The 21,099-nt window shown below is 61.5% G+C and carries 18 protein-coding genes; 5 read left to right on the top strand and 13 right to left on the bottom strand.

The features are described 5' to 3' along the window. The first annotated feature begins 230 nt into the window (after positions 1-230). Complete coding sequence (locus ACTJGZ_RS06100) at positions 231-1,094, top strand: YoaK family protein (protein ID WP_441662054.1); 864 nt, start codon at positions 231-233, stop codon at positions 1,092-1,094. A gap of 37 nt (positions 1,095-1,131) precedes the next feature. Then, positions 1,132-3,012, top strand: a complete 1,881-nt coding sequence (locus tag ACTJGZ_RS06095) for an ABC transporter ATP-binding protein (protein WP_441662053.1) — start codon at positions 1,132-1,134, stop codon at positions 3,010-3,012. Positions 3,013-3,105: 93 nt separating this feature from the next. On the opposite strand, the gene adhP is transcribed toward ACTJGZ_RS06095, so the two are convergent. Further along, positions 3,106-4,134, bottom strand: coding sequence for an alcohol dehydrogenase AdhP (gene adhP / locus ACTJGZ_RS06090; protein WP_441662052.1), 1,029 nt, complete (start codon positions 4,132-4,134; stop codon positions 3,106-3,108). A 166-nt stretch (positions 4,135-4,300) separates the two neighbouring features. After that, entirely contained in the window at positions 4,301-5,827 is a 1,527-nt protein-coding gene (gene exaC / locus ACTJGZ_RS06085) for an acetaldehyde dehydrogenase ExaC (RefSeq protein ID WP_441662051.1), read from the bottom strand. Between the two features lie 311 nt (positions 5,828-6,138). On the opposite strand from exaC, the gene ACTJGZ_RS06080 reads away from it, so the two are divergent. Continuing rightward, positions 6,139-8,250 (top strand): sigma-54-dependent Fis family transcriptional regulator, encoded by a 2,112-nt coding sequence (locus ACTJGZ_RS06080; RefSeq protein ID WP_441662050.1) that lies wholly within the window; start codon positions 6,139-6,141, stop codon positions 8,248-8,250. An 18-nt stretch (positions 8,251-8,268) separates the two neighbouring features. Here ACTJGZ_RS06080 and ACTJGZ_RS06075 read toward each other — a convergent pair whose 3' ends face one another. Further along, positions 8,269-8,802, bottom strand: a complete 534-nt coding sequence (locus tag ACTJGZ_RS06075) for a hypothetical protein (RefSeq protein WP_441662049.1) — start codon at positions 8,800-8,802, stop codon at positions 8,269-8,271. Continuing rightward, positions 8,796-9,395, bottom strand: a complete 600-nt coding sequence (locus ACTJGZ_RS06070) for a VUT family protein (protein ID WP_441662048.1) — start codon at positions 9,393-9,395, stop codon at positions 8,796-8,798. The genes ACTJGZ_RS06075 and ACTJGZ_RS06070 overlap by 7 nt, the downstream gene beginning before the upstream one ends. Positions 9,396-9,892: 497 nt before the next feature. Between ACTJGZ_RS06070 and ACTJGZ_RS06065 the strand changes: the two genes are divergently transcribed. Continuing rightward, complete coding sequence (locus ACTJGZ_RS06065; protein ID WP_441662047.1) at positions 9,893-10,258, top strand: VanZ family protein; 366 nt, start codon at positions 9,893-9,895, stop codon at positions 10,256-10,258. 66 nt (positions 10,259-10,324) lie between these two features. On the opposite strand, the gene ACTJGZ_RS06060 is transcribed toward ACTJGZ_RS06065, so the two are convergent. After that, positions 10,325-11,767: an MFS transporter gene (locus ACTJGZ_RS06060; protein ID WP_441662046.1), complete on the bottom strand. Its 1,443-nt coding sequence runs from the start codon at positions 11,765-11,767 to the stop codon at positions 10,325-10,327. Positions 11,768-11,866: 99 nt separating this feature from the next. Here ACTJGZ_RS06060 and ACTJGZ_RS06055 point away from each other — a divergent pair, with 99 nt between their 5' ends. After that, entirely contained in the window at positions 11,867-12,685 is an 819-nt protein-coding gene (locus tag ACTJGZ_RS06055; RefSeq protein ID WP_441662045.1) for a helix-turn-helix transcriptional regulator, read from the top strand. A gap of 167 nt (positions 12,686-12,852) precedes the next feature. On the opposite strand, the gene ACTJGZ_RS06050 is transcribed toward ACTJGZ_RS06055, so the two are convergent. From ACTJGZ_RS06050 to ACTJGZ_RS06015, 8 genes are all read right to left on the bottom strand, one after another. Next, a complete protein-coding gene (locus ACTJGZ_RS06050; protein ID WP_441662044.1) occupies positions 12,853-13,083 on the bottom strand; it encodes a hypothetical protein in 231 nt (76 codons plus the stop codon). 10 nt (positions 13,084-13,093) lie between these two features. After that, on the bottom strand, positions 13,094-14,227 hold the full coding sequence (cydB, locus tag ACTJGZ_RS06045; protein ID WP_441662043.1) for a cytochrome d ubiquinol oxidase subunit II: 1,134 nt from the start codon (positions 14,225-14,227) through the stop codon (positions 13,094-13,096). A gap of 17 nt (positions 14,228-14,244) precedes the next feature. Then, a complete protein-coding gene (locus tag ACTJGZ_RS06040) occupies positions 14,245-15,822 on the bottom strand; it encodes a cytochrome ubiquinol oxidase subunit I (RefSeq protein WP_441662042.1) in 1,578 nt (525 codons plus the stop codon). 147 nt (positions 15,823-15,969) lie between these two features. Continuing rightward, complete coding sequence (poxB, locus tag ACTJGZ_RS06035) at positions 15,970-17,706, bottom strand: ubiquinone-dependent pyruvate dehydrogenase (protein WP_441662041.1); 1,737 nt, start codon at positions 17,704-17,706, stop codon at positions 15,970-15,972. An 8-nt stretch (positions 17,707-17,714) separates the two neighbouring features. Beyond that, positions 17,715-19,217: a malate dehydrogenase (quinone) gene (mqo, locus tag ACTJGZ_RS06030; protein WP_441662040.1), complete on the bottom strand. Its 1,503-nt coding sequence runs from the start codon at positions 19,215-19,217 to the stop codon at positions 17,715-17,717. A gap of 14 nt (positions 19,218-19,231) precedes the next feature. Beyond that, positions 19,232-19,615 carry a cupin domain-containing protein gene (locus ACTJGZ_RS06025; RefSeq protein WP_441662039.1) on the bottom strand — a complete coding sequence of 128 codons (384 nt, stop codon included), beginning with the start codon at positions 19,613-19,615 and terminating at the stop codon, positions 19,232-19,234. 202 nt (positions 19,616-19,817) lie between these two features. After that, a complete protein-coding gene (locus tag ACTJGZ_RS06020; protein ID WP_441662038.1) occupies positions 19,818-20,744 on the bottom strand; it encodes an AEC family transporter in 927 nt (308 codons plus the stop codon). Positions 20,745-20,827: 83 nt separating this feature from the next. Beyond that, the coding region (locus ACTJGZ_RS06015) for a hypothetical protein (RefSeq protein WP_441662037.1) at positions 20,828-21,099 on the bottom strand (272 nt) is incomplete at its 5' end.

Genomic DNA, 21,099 nt, shown 5'->3' with positions numbered 1-21,099 from the left:
TGGCTACTGGCTACTGGCTCAGCTTACTGGCCGCCTGCCATGCAATCCCGCAGCACTGTGCCATGCCCCGCGCCCGCCTTGCCGCCCCCGGCCGATTCATTGCCCGCTGCACGCCACGCCTGGCGCTCCTATAATGCAGATCATCTGGACCGGACCGCCGCAGCGCGTCCCCTTGCCTTGCCAGGGCCATACGCTCCCGTTTCCGCTGCTCCCCCGCTTTTGGAAAGGTTATGCCGTCGCGCTATACACACTGGACCGATATTCGTCGGACGCCTCAGAATGACGCACGCCTGGGCGCCTGCCTGGCGTTTGTCGCGGGCGCGGCGAACGCTGGCGGTTTTCTGGCGGTCGGCCAGTACACCTCGCATATGTCCGGCATGGTCTCCGGCATCGCCGACCATCTCAGCGCCCGCAATGTGGAACTGGCCCTGGCTTGCGTCGTGGCGATCTGCTCGTTTCTGGCTGGCGCCATCACGACCTCTATTCTGGTCAACTATGCAAGGCGTCAGCGCCTGCATTCGCAATACTCCATTCCGATGCTGCTGGAAGCGGCGCTGCTGCTGCTGTTCGGCCTGATTGGCGCCCAAATCGCCAGACAAGTGACTTTTCTCCAGCCGCCCACCGTCGTGCTGCTGTGCTATATGATGGGCTTGCAAAACGCCCTGATTACCAAAATTTCCAATGCGGTGATACGCACCACTCACGTTACCGGCATGGTCACAGACATCGGTATAGAGCTGGGCAAACTGTTCTATATCAACAGCCCCCGCGCCACCCATCGCGGGCATGGCCGGGTGGTTGCCAACCGCACCAAACTGGTTCTGCACAGCAAGCTGCTGCTGGCTTTCCTGGTAGGCGCCATGACAGGCGCTTTCGGTTTCCAGTCCTGGGGCTACTCCATGACTTTGCCGCTTGCCTTCTTCCTGCTGGTCCTGTCCATGCCGCCGCTTTGGAACGACTTCCGTGTCCGATGGCGCGCGCGCCGGTATCATCCAGCAGAAGACCATCACGAACATAACGCGCCGGTACCGCCCGGCACGGCCACTCCCGACGATGCCGCCCCCGCTGACGCGCCGCGCGCATCGCAGGATTGACCCCGTTGCACACAGCATGAAAAACACTGAGTCCCGCATGTCCAAACCCACCAAGCCGTCCCTGTTTCAACGCTTCGAAAGTCTGATAAACCCGTTCAGGCCGTCCCCCGACACGGCGCCCCCGGATGCCGTCGGCGCGTTCTACCGTTACTACCTCAAGCAGGTCTGGCCCTGGTTCATCCTGCTGCTGGTGATCGGGCTGGCAGGCTCGCTGGTGGAAGTCGCGCTCTTCAGCTTTATCGGTGAAATCGTCGATATGGCGCAATCCACCGCCAAGGAAGACTTCTTTACCGTGCATGGCACGGCCCTGTTGACCATGGCGATCATCGCCCTGCTGGTGCGCCCGGTGTTATCGGGCCTGCACAACCTGCTGGTACACCAGACCATCAATCCGAACTTCGCCACCATGATCCGCTGGCAGAACCACCGCTATGTTCTTGGACAAAGCCTGGCTTTCTTCCAGAACGATCTGGCGGGCCGCACCGCCAGCCGCATCATGCAAACCTCGCTGGCGCTGCGCGAATCCTCGGTGCAAATGGTGGATGCCCTCTGGCGCATGGTGGTGTACTCGGGCAGCGCCATCTACCTGTTCGCGCAGGCGGACTGGCTGCTGACCTTGCCCCTGCTGTTCTGGCTGGTGTGCTATATCGGCCTGCTGGCCTATTTCGTGCCGCTGGCCCGGCGCCGCTCCGCCGCCTCAGCCGCAGCGCGCGCCAAGCTGCTGGGCCGTATTGTGGATAGCTATACCAATATCATCACGCTCAAGCTGTTCGCCCATACCCGCCTGGAAGAACAGCATGCCCAGGAAGCCATGGCCGAACAGACGGCCAAAGCGCAAATGTCCGGCCGCGTCATTACCGCCATGGATTTCGCCATTACCAGCCTAAGCGGCATCCTGATTGTCGGCACCGCCGGGCTGGCGGTCTGGCTGTGGCACACGGGCCATGCCTCCCTGGGCGTCATCGCGCTTTCCACCGGCCTGGTGATCCGCATCAACACCATGTCCGGCTGGATCATGTGGGTCGTCAGCGGTATTTTCGAGAGCTTCGGTGTGGTTCAGGACGGCCTGCGCACCATCGCTCAGCCGCGCAGTGTCGTCGATGTCCCGGCTGCCGCGCCACTGGCCGTCACGCAAGGCGACATCCGCTTCGATGCCGTTCAATTCCACTATGACGAACGCCATCCCGTGCTGCAAGGCGTGGATTTGCATATCCGGCCCGGCGAGAAAATCGGCCTGATCGGCCCCTCTGGCGTGGGCAAATCCACGCTGGTCAATCTGCTGCTGCGCCTGTATGACGTCCAGGGCGGACACATTCTGGTTGACCAGCAGGATATTGCCCGGGTGCAGCAAGACAGCCTGCGCGAACAAATTGGCATCGTGACCCAGGAACCTTCGCTGCTGCACCGTTCCATCCGCGAGAACCTGCTGTATGGCCGCCCCGGCGCCAGCGATGCGGAACTCTTCGAAGCCCTGAGCCAGGCCAGCGCGGCAGACTTCGTGCCCAAACTGAGCGACGGCGATGGCCGTCAAGGGCTGGACGCTTATGTCGGTGAACGCGGCGTGAAGCTGTCTGGCGGGCAGCGCCAGCGCATTGCCATCGCCCGCGTCCTGCTGAAAAACGCGCCTATTCTGGTGCTGGATGAAGCCACCTCGGCACTGGATTCGGAAGTCGAAGCCGCCATCCAGGACAGCCTGGATGTCTTGATGCGCGGCAAGACGGTCATCGCCATTGCCCACCGCCTTTCCACCATTGCCCGCATGGATCGCCTGGTCGTGCTGAACCAGGGCCATATCGTCGAGAGCGGCACGCACGCCGAGCTGCTGGCGCAAGGCGGCCTCTATGCGCGTCTCTGGGAACGCCAGAGCGGCGGCTTCATGGCCCAGGCGGTAGAAACGGCGAACGACGCCGACGCCTAAGCTTCCGCCAACACAAAATACCCCAAACAGGAGTGACCTCCTGTTTGGGGTATTTTTTATGGATGCCCCACCCTGGCGGCACCCCGCCAGCGCTTACGCTGCCAGATCCAGCACCACGCGGCCATTGATCTTGCCTTGGCGCATGCGGTCAAATACCGCATTGACGTTGTCCAGCTTGTCGGAAGTCACCGTCGCTTTGACCTTGCCATCGCCGGCAAAATCCAGAGCTTCCTGCAAGTCCAGCCGGGTCCCGACAATGGAGCCGCGCACCGTCGTGCCATTGAGCACCATGTCAAAAATGGACAGGGAAAATTCGCCCGGCGGCAGGCCATTCAGGGCAATCGTGCCGCCACGGCGCGTCATCCCCATGGCCTGCTGGAATGCGATCGGCGACACCGCCGTGACCAGCGCGCCATGCACACCGCCCACTTCGCGTTTCAGGTAAGCCGCGGGGTCGGTGTTGCGCGCATTGACGGTCACTTCAGCGCCCAGCTCGCGGGCCAGTGCCAGCTTCTCATCATCCACATCGACAGCAGCGACATTCAGGCCCATGGCCCGCGCATATTGCACGGCCACATGCCCCAAGCCGCCAATCCCCGAAATGGCCACCCATTGCCCTGCCTGGGTATCAGTCATTTTCAGGCCCTTGTAAACCGTCACCCCCGCGCACAAAATGGGCGCAATTTCGATAAAGTTCACACTTTTGGGCAACAGGCCGACATAAGCCGCATTGGCCAGCGCATATTCAGCAAAGCCGCCATTCACCGAGTAGCCAGCGTTCTGCTGCTTCTCGCATAGCGTTTCCCAGCCGCCCAGGCAGTGCTCGCAATAGCCGCAAGCCGAATACAGCCAAGGAATCCCGACGCGGTCGCCTTCCTTGACATGCGTCACTCCCTGGCCAACCGCCACGACATGGCCCACGCCTTCATGGCCAGGAATGAAAGGCGGGTTGGGTTTGACCGGCCAATCCCCTTCCACCGCGTGCAAGTCGGTATGGCAAACACCGCAAGCTTCAATCTTGACCAGAATGTCACCCGGCCCCGGACGCGGAACTTCGACTTCCTCAATCCGCAGGGGCTGGCCGAAAGTACGTAGAACTGCCGCTTTCATTGTGCGTTGCATGGATACGCTCCTTGAAACAAAGCAAACACCATCATGGACAAACACCGGACAAGGCCGTGCGCCCTCTCCTGCCTGTCCGCCACTGGTGCCTGCAGCGCCTGGCGCCGCAGGCGACGCGCAGGCTGCACGCCGGGACTATCCCAGCGCCCGCCCGCGCGTTTCGTGCTCAATAAAAGCCCAATGCGTTCGGGCTGTAGCTCACCAGCAGGCACTTCGTCTGCTGGTAGTTGGACAGGGCGACCTTGTGAGTTTCACGGCCAATGCCCGACTCTTTGTACCCGCCAAACGCAGCGTGCGCCGGATACAGGTGATAGCAGTTGGTCCAGACCCGGCCGGCCTGCACGCCACGCCCCACCCGATAGGCTTGCGAACCGTCCCGCGTCCAGACCCCGGCGCCCAGGCCGAAGGACGTGTCATTGGCAATGGCAATCGCCTCGTCCTCGTCCTTGAACGTGGTGACTGCGGCAACCGGACCGAAAATCTCCTCTTGGAAAATACGCATGTCATTCTTGCCCAGCAGCATGGTCGGGCTGACGTAATAGCCCTCTTCCAAGCCGCCCTTGAGCGGATTGCGGGCGCCACCGATCAGGCATTCCGCGCCCTCATTCCGGCCGATGTCGATGTAGGACAGAATCTTGTCCATCTGCACCTTGGATACCTGCGCGCCCACCATGGTCTGGCGGTCCAGCGGGTTGCCGGTCTTGATGGACTTCACCCTGGCCACGGCCTTTTCAATGAAACGCTCGTAAATGGACTCCTGGATCAGGATGCGTGACGGGCAAGTGCAGATTTCCCCCTGATTCAGGGCAAACATCGACAAGCCCTCCAGCGCCTTATCCAGGAAGGCATCGTCCTTGTCGAGCACATCGGCAAAGAAGATATTGGGCGACTTGCCTCCCAGCTCCACCGTCGCCGGAATCAGGTTTTCGGCCGCCGCATGCAGGATATGGCGGCCAACCGGCGTGGAACCGGTGAAGGCCACCTTGGCGATGCGCTTGCTGGTGGCCAGCGCTTCCCCGGCTTCCTTGCCATAACCATTGACGATATTCAGAACGCCGGCAGGCAGCAGATCGCCAATCAATTCCATCAGCACCAGAATGGAGGCCGGCGTTTGTTCGGCGGGTTTCAGGACGACCGGGCAACCGGCAGCCAGCGCGGGCGCCAGCTTCCAGGAAGCCATCAGCAGCGGGAAATTCCACGGAATGATCTGGCCAACAACGCCAATGGGTTCCTTGAAATGGTAGGCCACCGTTGTGCTGTCGATCTCGGAGATCGCGCCTTCCTCAGCACGCAGGCAACCGGCAAAGTAACGGAAATGGTCAACGGCCAGCGGCAGGTCAGCTGCCATGGTTTCACGCAAGGGCTTGCCGTTGTCTATGGTTTCGGCAACGGCCAGGCGTTCCAGGTTCTGTTCAATCCGGTCTGCGATGCGCAGCAGAATATTGGAACGCTCGGCGGCAGACGTTCTGCCCCATGCCGCGCGCGCAGCATGGGCGGCATCCAACGCCAGTTCGATATCCTGCGCGTCGGAGCGCGGCACACTGGTAAAGGCCTGGCCGGTGATGGGCGAAATGTCCTCGAAGTAATTGCCGGCAACCGGGGCTACCCATTTGCCGCCAATGTAGTTCTCATATTTCTTCTTGAACGGAAATTCGACATCCAGCCCCAGCTTCTTCAAATCTGACAGATTCATGCCTCTTCTCCTTTAACGGTTCGGAACCGCACCATGCGGCGCCGCCCTTACACAGACACAAGCAATTAGCGTGCCAAGGCAATGAAAAAAATGCTTCTCGTTTTCCGCGCTGGCACACACACCGGTTTAAGGCATAATTTGCTTATGCTGTACCGACGTCCGCCCTGGCTGCGACGCTGCAATTCGCGACACTGCAACACCTTTCGCAGCAGCATCTGTCGCAAAAAGCGACACTGCCATTTAGGCCAGCTTGCGCTGCCTTGCGGGCACCACGCATAGATCGTAAACACGTTCTAAGGGAGGCCATAGAGATGACGTTCCATTTCGCCGCCGCACTGCAAGCCGAACCTTCGGCGGCTTCAGTCCTGCGCTCCTGGCAACGCTGCATGGCGCGTGAATCCGACATGCAGCCCGACCCCGTCATGCTGGTGCGCGGCGAACTCAATGTCAGGATCGCCCAGCACGCCAGTCTGCTGGAAGCCGCGCAGCCGGAAATCGACACACTCTCTAATATGGTGGGAGGCCATTCAGGCGTCGTGCTGCTCGCCGATGCCACCGGTGTCATTCTGCAAACCGCAGGCAACACCAATTTCCTGCAACAAGCGGAAAGCGTAGCGCTGCAGCCCGGTGTCAGCTGGGCCGAACAATACCGCGGCACCAATGCCATCGGCACCGCGCTGCTGGAAAATGCGCCGGTACGCGTGCACGGCGCGGAACACTATTTGCACTGCAACCGGATTCTGAGTTGCCATGGCGCCCCGGTCTGGTCGCCGCGCGGTGACCGCATGGGAGTGCTGGATATCTCCGGCGAAGCCTCACAGCTGCATGATTACGCGCTGGGACTTGCGTCGCTATGCTCGCGCCTGATTACCAACCGCATGATGCAGCAAAGTCAGGCCGGCCGGGAACTGCTCGTGTTCCAGCGCCAGCCCTCTTTGCTGGAATCCACCGAACGCGCCCTGCTGCTGCTGGAAGACGGCCATATCGTTGGCGCCAACGACCTGGCCCTGACCTTGCTGCGCGCCTCATGGCGCGAGCTGCTCGATCAGCCGGCGCAACGCTGGCTGGGCGACTGGCAACAACTCGGGCCGGATCCCGCCTTATTGCTGGCGCCGGATGGCGAACGGTTTTACGCCAGCCTGCTGCGCAGCCGCAGGCTGCTGCCTGCAAGCGGCGCGCCGCTCGCGCGAGCCCCCGCCGCCCCTGCCGCCCCTGCCGCCGCAGGAAAAACACCGGCTGCCGGCGCTGCTGCGCCCCCATCCTCCCAGACTCCCCAGATTCCCCAGACTCCCGATTTTCCCCAGGCCATCCACGGCGCCGCCAGCCTGCCCGCAGCACCGGCCAAAGAAGAACGACCTGCCTCGGCACGGCCACACCCGGCCCTGGCGGCCAATCTGGCCCTGGACCCTCAGCTGGGCAGCCGCTTTGACGCCGTGCGGCGCGCCTTTGATGGCGGCCTGGGCGTCTTTCTGCAGGGGGAAACCGGGGCAGGCAAAGAAATCTACGCGCGCCGCCTGCATGCGGCCAGCCGCTGGTCCGGCGGCCCGTTTGTCGCCGTGAACTGCGGCGCCCTGCCGGAATCCCTGATCGAAGCTGAACTCTTCGGCTATGAAGCCGGCGCCTTTACAGGCGCGCGCCGCAACGGTTCGCGCGGCCGGCTGCGCGAAGCGGACGGCGGCGTGCTGTTTCTGGATGAAATCGGAGACATGCCGCTCAGCCTGCAAACGCGCCTGCTACGCGCCTTGCAGGAACGCGCGGTGCAGCCTTTGGGCTCCGACCGGCTGATACCGGTCGAGTTCGGCCTGATCAGCGCCACCCACCGGGATATCGGCGCGCTGGTTCAGGCCGAGCAATTCCGCAACGACCTGTTCTATCGCTTGCACGATTTGCGCGTCAACCTGCCGCCGCTGCGCGAACGCGCCGACTTGCGCAGCTATCTGTGCAGCATGCTGCGCGCCACGGCGGGCGATGCGCTGCCGCTGACACTCGACGACTGCGCCCTGGATAGGCTCACGGCTCACCCCTGGCCTGGCAATTACCGCGAACTGCATGCTTTCATGCGCGCCTTGAGCGTCATGAGTGCGCCCGGCAGCGTGATTACTGCAATGGATGTCGCGGCCTATCTGCAAAGCGCCATGCTGCCTGGCGCGCCGAGCATATCGGCAGGCCAGCCCGCCACGGCGCCCCATGCCCTGGATGCGCCCGCCGCCCCTAGCAGCGCCGCTGCCGCGCCAGCCCATCAGCCCAGGGAAAACGAAACAAGCGCTACCGGCCTGCGCCATGCCACGCTCGCCATGATCGAACACGCCCTGGCCGCCTGCAGCGGCAACGTTTCACAGGCAGCCCGGCGGCTGGGCATTCATCGCAGCACCATCTACCGCCATCTGGAACGCCACCCGCCACATCCGGCGCCGTCCCCCTGACATGCCTGCAAGGCCAGGCTAAACCGGCATTGTCCGCGCCGCACCGCCCGCCCGCACCCGCGTGCGGACGGTCTGGCCCAAGGCCGGAAGGACAAAACAGCCCTCCAGCTCGACGTCATGCCCCAGCGCCTTCGCGCAATCCCGCGCCAGAACTTGCGTGAGCTGTTCCACATCGCGCACCAGACGATGCCCGACAAATGACTGGAGATACGCCCCCAGCGAAAACACTTCCAGAAAACGCGTCTGGCTGCGATAGCTTATCTTCAGCCAGGAGCCCGGCCCTGGATTATGTGACGCCGGGCATAGCTCTGGCAGCACCAGTTCATGATGCTGCCAGGTCCGCATGGCGGGATGCGGATTGGCAATGGTTTTCAGCACCGCGCCGGTATCGGGCGAACGGTAATCGTCTGCCCGTTCCGGCACCAAGGTGTGATCCCCGGCTGCGGGCGCCAGGGGTGTTTCCCCCGCCGCGCCAGCAGCCGGCAGCCCGGCCTGATTCCGGGCGCGGCGCAGCGCGGCTTGCAGCCGACGCCTGGCATAAGGATTTAGCACGATATTTCTCCTGGGCGTGCCGCGTCCGCCCCCATGGCGCTGACCGGCTTGGCGGCGGCCAGCGGCTCGGTGTGGCGGGTTCGCTCTATTTGCATGAAGGGCAGGAAGGCCAAGGCGGCGGCCACCAGAAACTTGCCAACGACATCCGCATAAATAATCTGCGCCATGTCATAGGCGCTCATCATGCCGGCAAACGCCAGCAAGGTAAAAGCGGCGCTATCCAGCGGCACGCTGACCACATTGCAAGCCAGGACACGCGCATGCCAGCGCCTATGGCTCAGACGCTGGAATAGCGCGGTTCTGGCCAGTTCGCCAGCCAGCACCGCCGCAAAGGATGCCAGCAGGAATCGCGGCGGCAGACGGGCGACGAACTGGCCGTAAGCCGCCGTGACCAGCAAAGCCAGGGCAATCGCCAGATACACGGTCGGCAAACCGTAGCCATGCAGGCGGTCGCGCAGCGTGAACACGGCAGCGAAGAAAATGGAACCGATACTGAACAGGCCGAATCCGGGCAGACTGATAAAGCTATCCAGAAACACATTGGCCAATAAGATGGCGCAGACGTACGCTGCCAGCCAGCAGGCGCGCAACATGACAGACTCCTTGCCTGCCACCAGAGAGATCCAGCGCAGCGCAAAACAGGAAAAGGCGCGACAGAGGGCGAGAGCCCAAGCCGCAGAACCCGCATTCTAGCCTACCCCGCGGCCTGCGCCCAAGCCGCTGCCGCTAGCGCCGCAACGGCCGCCCTCTTTCCATACCCTTTCAGCCTTCTTTCCTTGACGCTATTTTCAAACGTTACGGCCTGGTTCGCCCTGTTACGCGGCACGGGAACCCGCCTGCCGCGTGCTACCATCCTGCCGCAAGAACCGCAGGCGCCGCCTAACGTTGGTACTGCGGTTGATACTGCGAGCCCTGCCGGTACTGCGAGCCCTGGCGGTACGGCTTTTGCCCGCACCGCCAATCAGCACCACAACACGACTGCGCCCCCCCCTCAGACGATGCGCCGGTCTTCGCACCGGCAGCACCATCCGTCCGGGCAAGCGGCCTCCTTCTTTCCCAGCCTATCGCCCTGTCTTCAGCGCCCCTGTTCATGCCTCAATCCACACTCGACCGACTGGCCATTTTTGCCACCCTGGCCCTGCTGATCCTTATTACCTACCTGACGCTGGCAGCGCCTGGCTCGCTGCCCCGTGTCGCTGGCGGCGATAAACTGCACCATGCGCTGGCCTTCGCCGCCCTGGTCTTTCCCGTCGTGCTGGCCCGCCCGCGCTGGGCGCTGCGCGCCTTTATTGCCGCCATTGCCTATGGCGGTTTGATCGAACTGATACAACCGAGTTTCGGTCGCTCCGGCGAATGGGCAGACCTGCTCGCCGATACCATAGGCGCGGCAGCTGGCGTCGTCCTGGCCTGGCTGGCCCGCTGGATATTGCCCATCACCCGCAAATCCCGCGCCTAAGCTGCGGCAAACGCCATCCCGGCCCCATTGCAGACTCACACGGCTGCACGGGGCACAGCACATCGCCTAACGCTGCACTCTGGCCAGGATCAGCAGCAACAGGCAGGCTAGCAGCGCTGCAATCAAGTTGTAGAACATCCCGGCGGCGAAAGCCGAGGCGTATTGGCCGGCCTTGGCCGCGCCAGAGTGCGCAGCCAAGGCCGTGGCAAACAATATGCCCACAACGGCCACGCCAAACGCGGCGCCCACCTGCTGCAGCGTGGCAATCACGCCCGCCGCCATGCCAGCCCGTGCTTCATCCACAAAGCCCAGCACCAGGTTCAACAAGGGCGTCATGATCAGCCCCTGCCCCGCCCCCGCCACCGCCAGCAACGGAATCAAATGGCTGGGCGCCAGATCTGCGCCAGCCAGCTTTACCTGCGCGATCAACAGTCCTAGCGACACCGCATAGACCAGCGCGCCCGCCACAATGGCGCGAGCCCCCCAGCGAGCGACCAGACGCGGTGCGGTCAGCGAAGCCAGGACAAAGCCCACGCTGCAGGGTGCGAAAATACTGCCCGCCACAAAAGGATCCAGGCCAAATCCAGACTGCACCAATAGGGCAAAGCACAGGAAAAAAGAGCTGGAGGTGGAATAGATCAGCAAGACCAGCAAAGCGCCTACTGCAAACCGGCACTGACCCAATAACGGCATATCCACCAGGGGCAAGCGGCCCGACTTCCGTCTTTTCTCCTGTTGCTTGCAGAAGCCGGCCAGCAACACGGCAGCGGCGGCCAGGCTAGCCCAAGTCCAGGCAGGCCAGCCCTGGCCCGGACCTTCGATCAGTGGCACGAGCAGCAAAATCAGCCCGCCGCTCACGAGACACACACCGGGCCAGTCCAGCGCCGCTTGCTGCGGCGCCCGTGATTCGGGAATATGGCGTGCCGCCACGATGGCAAACAAGCCGATAGGCACATTGATCAGAAAAATGCTGCGCCAGCCCAGCGCGAACAGATCGACATACACCAGCCAACCGCCTAGCACCTGCCCGGCGATCGCCGCCAGACCCAGGGTCATGCCCAGCAAACCAAACGCGCGGCGGCTGTCACTGCCATCAAAATTGACGCGAATGGAGGCGTAAACCTGGGGAAACAGCAAAGCAGCCGCCAGCCCCTGCAGCACCCTCGCGCCAATCAGATAACCGGCACCAGGCGCCAGGCCGCACAGAACCGACGCCAGAGTGAATCCAGCCATACCCGCAACGAACAGGCGGCGCCGCCCCAACATGTCACCCAGGCGACCGCCGGTAATCAGCAACACCCCGAAGGCCAGCTCGTAGCCCGCCACAATAAAACCGATCTGCGAAAAACTGGCCTCTAGATCGGCCTGCATGCTGGGAATAGCCACGTTGACGACGAACAGATCAAAGATTGTCACAAACCCCGCCAGCAACAACACGGACAAGCCCAGCCACGGAGGGCTGCCGACGGCGTGCGCAGGCAACACCGCCACGCAAGAGTTTGAGTTCATACCGCCTCTCCTGAATTCATAAGCGGTCATTCTCAGGCCCTCTTTAAACAATTACAATTTAACAATTTATACTATTACTTAAAACAACCTAATTCACTCATGCGAACCCTGGAAAGAAGCCGCCCTGACCTCGCCGCCTTTTTGCGCGCACGGCGCGAACGCCTAAGTCCTGCCGATGTTGGCTTGCCCAGCGGCGGGCGGCGCCGCACGCCAGGCCTGCGGCGCGAGGAAGTAGCGGCCCTAGCGGGTGTCGGCTTGACCTGGTATACCTGGCTGGAACAAGGACGAGATATCGGCGTTTCCGCCAGCTTCCTGGATAGCCTGGCGCGGGTGCTCAAACTTGATGCCACCGAGCGCCGCCACCTCTTCCTGCTGGCCCATGCGCGCCCTCCCGCTGAACCCGGCAAAACCTGGTGTGTGTTACCTCCTCTGGTGCAGCGCCTCATGCACGATCTAGCCCCTCATGCTGCCTATGTCCTCAACCTTCGCTGGGACGTGCTGGATTTCAATGCGCCAGCCCGACAGCTTTTCGGCTTTGACAGGCATCCCCCTGAACGGCGCAACCTGCTCTGGCTGCTATTCACCGACCCGTTGCTGCATGAACGATTCGCCCAGTGGGAAGAACAGGCGCCCAATATGTTGTCCGGGTTTCGCCGCGACTTTACCCGCGCAAGCCAGGAAGCCGACATCCATGAACTCGTGGATGAACTGGAACGAGTTTCGCCCGAGTTCAAGACCTGGTGGCGCCAACATGACGTGCATGCCCCGTGCACCGGCGTGCGTGAATTATGTGTCAACGGCCAGATCCTGGCATACGAGCACACCTCGCTGACCATAGACGAAGACAGGCATCTGCGGCTGGTGGTGTATGCAAGACCCGCTCAGGCCGCAGACGCTACCCACCCCCGGCACGCCTGAGGATGCAGATGGCGCCTGCCTGGCACATCCAATCCCAGTCTCAAAAAAGGGATTCGCCCCTTGCTGCGGGCCTGGCGAAAATGAAAGAGGCGTTCCGGCCAAAACCGGAACGCCTCTTTTCATGCTGGCCGGGCTGACCTGGAAAAGTCAGCCTGGGTCATCCGGGTTCAATAGCCTGAGCTATCCCGCGACACCTTGGCCTTCCCCGAGTCGCCACGCTCGGCAGCTTCTTCCTGTGCTTCGAAGAGAACACCGCCCAAGGCAGCGACCAGGATCATGAACCCTGTCCCCAGTAGCCAGGAAAAATACCATGGCCCATAGTCACCCAGCACGATCGCCAGCAGGATGACGATCACTGCGAGAACTCCGGCCACGATGAAACGTGCAAGTACCGACATGTCCGCCTCCTTACAAAGCGTGGTGAGAGTTTTCAACCTGCTTGGCATCCACCTTGCCGCGCATCACCCAGAAGGCCCAACTCGTATAGCAGATGATGAGCGGCAAGAAGATCACGGTAAAGCCCAGCATCCAGCCTTGCGTCACAGCGCTGGCACCTGAGTTCCAAACCGTCAGGCTATGCGAGGGATGGGTGGACGACGGCATCATGAACGGGAACATGGCTGCGCCAGCAGTGCCCAGCACCCCGATCCAGGCCAAAGCGCCCAGCCACCAGCCCAGCAGATCACGGCGCGCACGCAATGCCAGCAGGCCCAGTATCACGCCGATGTACGTCAGCGCGGGCAGGATCCACAGCACCGGGTACTGGCTGAAGTTGGCCAGCAAACCGCCAGGCACGCGCTCCACCGTCTGGTGCAGAGGCGTCTGTGCCGCGCCGAAGTCCGGGCCTTGAACGATACGGAAACCGTCCATGACAGATACCCAAACCCCACCAATGGTGAACAGCACCAGCGCTGCCAGGCCGCCCCACAGGGCTGCCCGGCGAGCGCGCACGGCCACTTCGCCTGCGCTGCCGCTCATCAACATGGCCCCGCCCATGTAAATGGACATGGATACCGACACCAGACCGCAAAGAATGGCGAAGGGGTTGAGCAGTTCCAGGAAGCTGCCGGTGTAGTAGGACGTCAGGCGCCAATCAAAATGGAAAGGCACGCCCTGCAACACGTTGCCGATGGCGGCACCGAAGATCAGCATGGGCACGAAACCGGACACGAACAGGCTCCAGTCCCAGGCATTGCGCCAGCGCTCTGAGGGCATTTTGCTGCGGTATTCAAACCCCAGCGGACGCACGATCATGCTCCACAGCAATACCAGCATCACGATATAGAAGCCGGAAAAAGCAGTGGCATAGACCAGCGGCCAGGCGGCAAAGATGGCGCCGCCGCCCAGAATGAACCAGACCTGGTTGCCGTCCCAGTGCGGGCCGATGATGTTGAGCGCCACCCGGCGTTCGGCATCGGTACGGCCCACGAAGCGCAGCAGCGTGCCGACGCCCATGTCCATGCCGACCATGACGGCCAGCCCGATCAGCAGCACGCCCAGCAGTACCCACCAGAGTACTTTCAGTACGAGATAAATCTCCATGACGGATCTCCTTGATCTCAGGAAGCCGCAGCCGGAGCCGGCGCAATGGACAGGGCCGAAACTTCGGGCTCGGGGTCATCAGGACCCTTGCGGATGGACTTCAGCATGAGGAAAACCTCGATGATCGCGAAGATCGTATAGATCACCACGAAGCCCACCAGAGACACAATCATATAGGTCAGGCTATGGGTCGAGGCGGACAGCCAGGTCGGCAGAACCTCATAGACCGTCCAGGGCTGACGACCCACTTCCGCAACCAGCCAGCCCATTTCACAGGCCAGGAAGGGAACGGGAATCATCCAGACCGCGCCGCGCAGGAACCAGCGATAGTGATGCACCTTGTTGGTCAGCGTCAGAATGATCGCCAGCAGGAAGTAACCCAGCATCAGGAGGCCCAGCGCCACCATCACGCGGAACGACCAGAAAATCAGCCAGACTTCAGGAATCGTATCCTTGGCCGCTTTGTCGATGTCCGCCTGCGTCACCCTCGATACGTCACCATCCGGCGCATAACGCTGCACCAGGAAGCCATAGCCCAGATCCGCCTTGTGCGCTTCAAACTGCGCCAGCGCTTCGGCATCCTTGGGATCGGCGCTCAGGCGTTCCATGGCCAGCAACGCGGGAATCCCTCCCTGTATCCTGACCTTGGCGCGCTCTTCGAGCACATCCGCGGCGGGCACCGTGCCATCCAGCGAGTGCGTCACCAGAATAGACAGCATGGCCGGAATCTTCAAGGCCCACAGATTGCGCTGCTCTTCCTGCGACGGGAAAGCAATGGCATTGAAAGACATCGGCGCTTCTTCGGTTTCCCACAGGGCTTCCATGGCGACCAGTTTGGTCGGCTGCGCGTGAGCGCCCACGAAACCCAGCGCGTCGCCCAGCGTCAGTACCCCCGCCGTGCCCAGCACGCCGAACAGCGATGCGATGCGGAAAGAACGCCTGGCCAGATCCATATGCCGGTTGCGCAGCATATAGAAGGCACTGATACCACAGACAAAGATCGCAGCCGTCACGTAGCCCGCCAACACCGTATGCACGAACTTGGCCTGCGCGTCGGGGTTGAAGAACAGATGGAAGAAGCTTTCCAGCTCCATGCGCATGGTCACCGGATTGAAGGCGGCGCCTTGCGGGCTTTGCATGAAGCTGTTGGCCACCAGAATCCACAGCGCCGACAGGTTGGAGCCCAGCGCGACCAGATACGTCACGACCAAGTGCTGCGCGCGGCTCAGCTTATTCCAGCCGAAGACCATCAGACCGATAAAGGTGGACTCCATGAAGAAGGCCATCAGCCCTTCCACGGCCAGCAGCGCGCCAAAGGCATCGCCCACGAAGCTGGAATAGAAGGACCAGTTCGTGCCGAACTGGAACTCCATCGTCAGGCCGGTCGCCACACCCAGCGCAAAGTTAATCATGAACAGCTTGGCCCAGAACTGGGTCATGCGTCGATAAACTTCCTTGCCCGTGGCCACATACACCGTCTCCATGACAGCGATGAGAATGGACAGTCCCAGGGTCAGGGGGACGAACAGGAAGTGATAAAGCGCAGTTGCCGCGAACTGAAGTCGCGACAGATCGACCACTGCATCATCTACCATCACATTTACTCCTTGTGATAACAAATCCCGGAAAAGGCGGGACCGGCCCGGCTCGCACCAGCAGCCGGCACTTACCTAAAAGGCGCAGACCTGTCTTGGCCCGCGCCCTTCCTGGATGCCTTGGATCAAACCTTCTGCCTGCCGGAATTACCGGGGCAGCAGATTGGTCTTGGCCAAGTCAATGACGTTGCTCATCTTGCCGTCCATCACTGCACGCAAGCCCCACAGGCTGAAGCCCTTCACCTGTTCGATACCGATCGTAGGCGGCATGACCAGTTCCTGCTTGGCGGTCACAACGTCCAGCAAGGCCGGGCCATCATGCGCCAGCACTTCCTTGATGGCCGCTTCCAGTTCGCCCGGATCCTCCACGCGCACGGCGTGGATACCCACGGCACGCGCCACAGCGGAGAAATCGGGGTTGTCGAGATCCACTTCCGTGTCGATGAAACCTGCGGCCTTCATTTCCAGCGCCACAAAGCCCAGCACGCCATTGTTGAACACAACGATCTTGACCGGCAGATTGCGGTGCTTGACGGTGATCAGGTCGCCCATCAGCATGGAGAAACCACCGTCACCGGAGAAAGTCACAACTTGGCGGTGCGGCTGCGCGGCCTGGATGCCGATGGCCTGGGGCAAGGCATTGGCCATGGAACCGTGCGTCAGCGAACCGATCAGGCGGCGCTTGCCATTCATCTTCAGGTAGCGCGCGGCCCACACCGTTGCCGTGCCGACGTCCGCCGTGAAAACCGCATCCTCATCGGCATGCTGGCTCAACAGACTGGCCAGGTATTGCGGGTGAATGGGCGGCTTGCCTGCCGCACCCTGCGCCAGCTCATCCAGACCGGCACGCGCATCCTTGTAGTGCGCCAGCGCGGCGTCCAGGAACTTACGGTCGGTACGCGCCTTCAACTTGGGCAGCAACGCGTCGATGGTCAGCGCCACATCACCGACGATCCCCAGATCCAGCTTAGCGCGGCGGCCCAGGCTTTCCGGCCGGATATCCACCTGGACGATCTTGCAATCGGTAGGCAGGAATTGCTTGTACGGGAAATCCGTGCCCAGCATCAGCAGCGTGTCGCAGTGATGCATGGCCGCATAGCCCGAGGAAAAACCGATGAAACCCGTCATCCCAACATCGAAGGGATTGTCGTATTCAACGTGTTCCTTACCGCCCAGCGCGTGCACGATAGGGCTTTTGAGCGCATCGGCCAGTTGCAGCAAGGGCGCATGCGCGCCCGCGCACCCGCGCCCGGCAAAGATCGTCACTTTGGACGAATCATTGAGCAGGTCAGCCAGCGCCGCGATTTCCTCGTCGGCAGGCGTCACCTTGGGTTGTGGCGGCAACAGGCCGCGGCGCGAGGTCACGCTCTTGCGCGGCGATGCCTGCAAGGCCACATCGCCCGGCAGCACCACGACCGCAACACCGCGCTTGCCGACGGCAGCACGGATGGCATTGTCCAGCACATAAGGCAGCTGGCTGGCGTCAGACACCAGCTCGCAGTAATGGCTGCACTCGCGGAACAGCTCCTGCGGGTGCGTTTCCTGGAAATAACTGCTACCGATTTCCGCTGACGGAATATGCGCCGCAATGGCCAGCACAGGCGTGCGGCTGCGATGCGCGTCGAACAGGCCGTTGATCAAGTGCAGATTGCCCGGGCCGCAGGAACCGGCGCACACCGCCAGTTCGCCCGTTACCTGCGACTCGCCAGCCGCTGCGAAGGCCGCCACTTCTTCATGGCGCACCCCCACCCATTCCACGTCTTTTTGCTGACGCAGGGCTTCCGTCAGACCGTTCAGGCTATCGCCCACGATCCCGTAAATACGTTTGACGCCACTTTCTGCCAGCGTACCGACCACATACTCAGCAACATTCTTGATGCTCATGGCAACCCTCAGATGAATTCCAGATTAAGCGTGGCGGCCGTCGCCTTGCGAATTTCGCGGCAAGCATCGGCGTCCGTCTTCAAATCCACCCCGTAAGTCGGGATGATGGCCTTCAGGCGGGGCAGCCAGGCATCTTCGGTCAGCTTGTCGGCAAAGCACTTTTGCAGCACTTCCAGCACGATGAAAGCTGCTGTGGAAGCGCCCGGCGAGGCGCCCAGCAGCGCAGCCAGCGAGTTGTCGCTGGAAGCGATCAGCTCGGTACCGAATTCCAGAATGCCTTCCTTTTCCGTGCCCGGCTTGATGATCTGCACGCGCTGGCCGGCGACGGCCGTCGTCCAGTCCGGCGTTTTGGCATTGGGGTAGAACTCGCGCAACATGGCGAACTGATCCTTGGCGCTTTGCAGCACTTGCGAGATCAGGTATTCGCTGAGCTGCCAATTGTCCTTGGCCACGTCCAGCATGGGCAGAATATTGCCCGGACGCACGGAACGGAACAGATCGCTCAAGGAGCCATGCTTCAGGAAACGCGTGGAGAAACCGGCATACGGCCCGAACAGCACCGATTTCTTGCCGCCGATCACGCGCGTGTCCAGGTGGGGCACGGACATGGGAGGCGAACCGTGCGGCGCCTTGCCATACACCTTGGCATGGTGACGATCACTGATGCTGTCCACATCGCAACGCAGCCAGATCCCGCTAACCGGGAAGCCGCCGTAGCCATGGCCTTCCGGAATGCCGGATTTCTGCAGCAGCTCCAAGGCGCCGCCACCGGCACCAATGAACACGAACTTGGCCGCCAGGCTCTGATGCTCATGGGTCTTGCTGTCTTTCACATCGACACGCCAACGGCCATCCGCTTCGCGCTTGAGGCCATCGACATGCTTGAGGTAATGCACGGAGGCGCCGGGCTGGGCGCTCACCTGCTTGATCAGCAGATGGGTCAGCGCGCCGTAATCGACGTCCGAACCGGTAATGATGCGCGTCGCCGCCACCGGATCATCGCCGGTACGGCCTTCCATAATCAGCGGCGCCCATTCTTCGATCTGTTTGGGATCTTCGCTGTATTCCATGCCGTGATAGCAATGGTGCGCCGACATTTCCTTGAAGCGCTCACGCAGATAAGCCACGTTATCCTTGCCCCAGACAAAGCTCATGTGGGGGCACGGATGGATAAAGGCCTGCGGATCCGGGATGGCGCCCTTCTTCACCAGATAGGACCACAACTGGCGCGACAGATCGAATTCGGTATTGACTTCCAGGGCCTTGGAAATGTCCACGGTGCCGTCCGGACGGGCCGGGGTGTAGTTCATTTCGCAGTTGGCCGCATGGCCGGTGCCCGCATTGTTCCAGCCGTCGGAACTTTCCTGCGCGCAATCTTCCAGCGCTTCGATGATCACGATCTTCAACGAAGGCTCGAGTTCCTTCAAAACCGTGGACAGCGTGGCGCTCATGATGCCGGCACCGATCATCACGACATCGGCGCTATCCGGCAGATTCACATTATTCGACATATCTATTTTCCTCGTCAGTTGCCGGCCTTCGCCGGTACGAACAACACCTCTGCATCCGGGGCCAGGATCACATAGGCCCGGCGCCAGGGGTCGTTCCCGATCAGGCGCCAGCGATGCCCGCCGCCCGTCGTATCCTCAGCCCAGAGCACATCGCCCGGGGACAATTGGAAGCGCTTGCCGCCACGCGTTTCGAACTCCAGCGTGCCGCTCAGCGTGAGCACCAACTGATGGGCAGGCGCCTCATGCCAATCGAAGCTGCCGCCTTCACTGGTTTCACGGAACGAAATACTGACCGTTCCCGCAACCGCGCTCAGGGTGTCGCCACGTTCGCCCTTGGGCAAGTCAATCAGGCCTTCTTCGAAATACGACTGGCCATCATCACCAGTAAATAAATGCACACAACGGATCATTGCAAATTTCTCCTTGCCAATAACATGTCCCGCGACTGCAATACGCTTCCCCATGCGCCACCAGCGCTGCGGCCCATGGGGAAAGGCACCGCTTCCTGCTGAGCCCGGACACGGCAACAGGCGCCTGAGCGCCCGCTGCCTGTCCAGCGGCCCGCCCTAAAATGGGCGGGCCTGTCGTTTCATGCCAGGCTTACAGCCATTCGGAAACCACCACGATGCCCAGCGTCATGGTGACCAGAGACACCAGCGTGCTCAGCAACACCGTCGAAGCCGATTCATCCTTGTAAACATCGTTGGCAACCGCCAGAGCCGGCGTGGCCGTCGCTGTCGGCAGAATGCCAATGATGAAAGCCGACTTCAGCAGCATGCCTTCCAGGCCCAGCGCCAAACCGACGCCCAGAATCACAGCGCCCTGCAGAATGTTTTTGACGATGACGTTGAACACGATCTCGGAACGAACGTTCATCTTGATGCCCGACAGGAACAGGCCCAGGAAGAATAGCGCCACGCCGCCTGCGGTCTTGCCGAGTTCATTCAGCGAGTTTTTGACGACATCCGGGACTTCCACGCCCGCGACCGCCAGCACCGCGCCCAGAATGGGCAGGAACACCAGAGGCTGAGAAACCGACTTGCCGAACGACTTCCAGGCGCTCTGCCCCTTGTTGCCGCCCCCGATCATCATCAGGGCGATGGGCAGGATGATGACGGTATAGATCAGGTTACCGATCACCATGGCGATCAGGCCCGACGACCCCACTGTTGCCAGCAGGATGGGAGGCCCGCAGTAAGCCATATCGGGGAAAGATGCAGACAAAGCTTGCATGGTGGCGTCCGCACGGTTGTGCTTATAGACCACCTTGCCGACGACATACGCCACGACATAGGCCAGAACCAGGCCAGCCGCCATGGCCAATGCGTAATCCGCATTAAGAATCGACGACGGCGAAGAACTCAGCGCAGCCAGGAAAAGCGCAATAGGCAGCGCAATCTTGACGACAAAATCTGCAAACGCCTGAGAATAGTCACGCTTAATGAAACCATACTTGCCCGACAGCCAGCCGACCGCGCCCCCCACAATAATGGGGCCCAGTGCGGCCATAATAGTTTGCGTCAACATTATTTGATTCTCCTGCGTTTCTAAATAGCAAAATTTCCAGGCCCAGGAACTGGCATCATTACCCAATTGCCCTAAGACCTGTATTATTCAATTAAAAATAAACAAACACCCTGAGATGCTGGCACAACAACATGACAATACATCAGCGCGGCCCGATCTGGCAGGCAGCATAAACACCCGCCAAAAAAGACTTGCATTCTTGAACGGCTTACGCGGAAAACGCTTTTGACGCTTCCCGCTTGCGATGAATCAATGAAAGAAAACTGACAGCCTGGGCTCATACACTGGAAATGCGACAGGCCGGTTGCACTGCTTCCTGCTTGTTCCAGTTTGTCGCTGCCGGCACATGCCCGCC

Source organism: Kerstersia sp., from assembly GCF_052103615.1.
Lineage (GTDB): Bacteria > Pseudomonadota > Gammaproteobacteria > Burkholderiales > Burkholderiaceae_B > Kerstersia.
The sequence above is the reverse complement of the archived record's forward strand: the minus strand, read 5'-3'. Positions and strand labels throughout refer to the sequence as shown.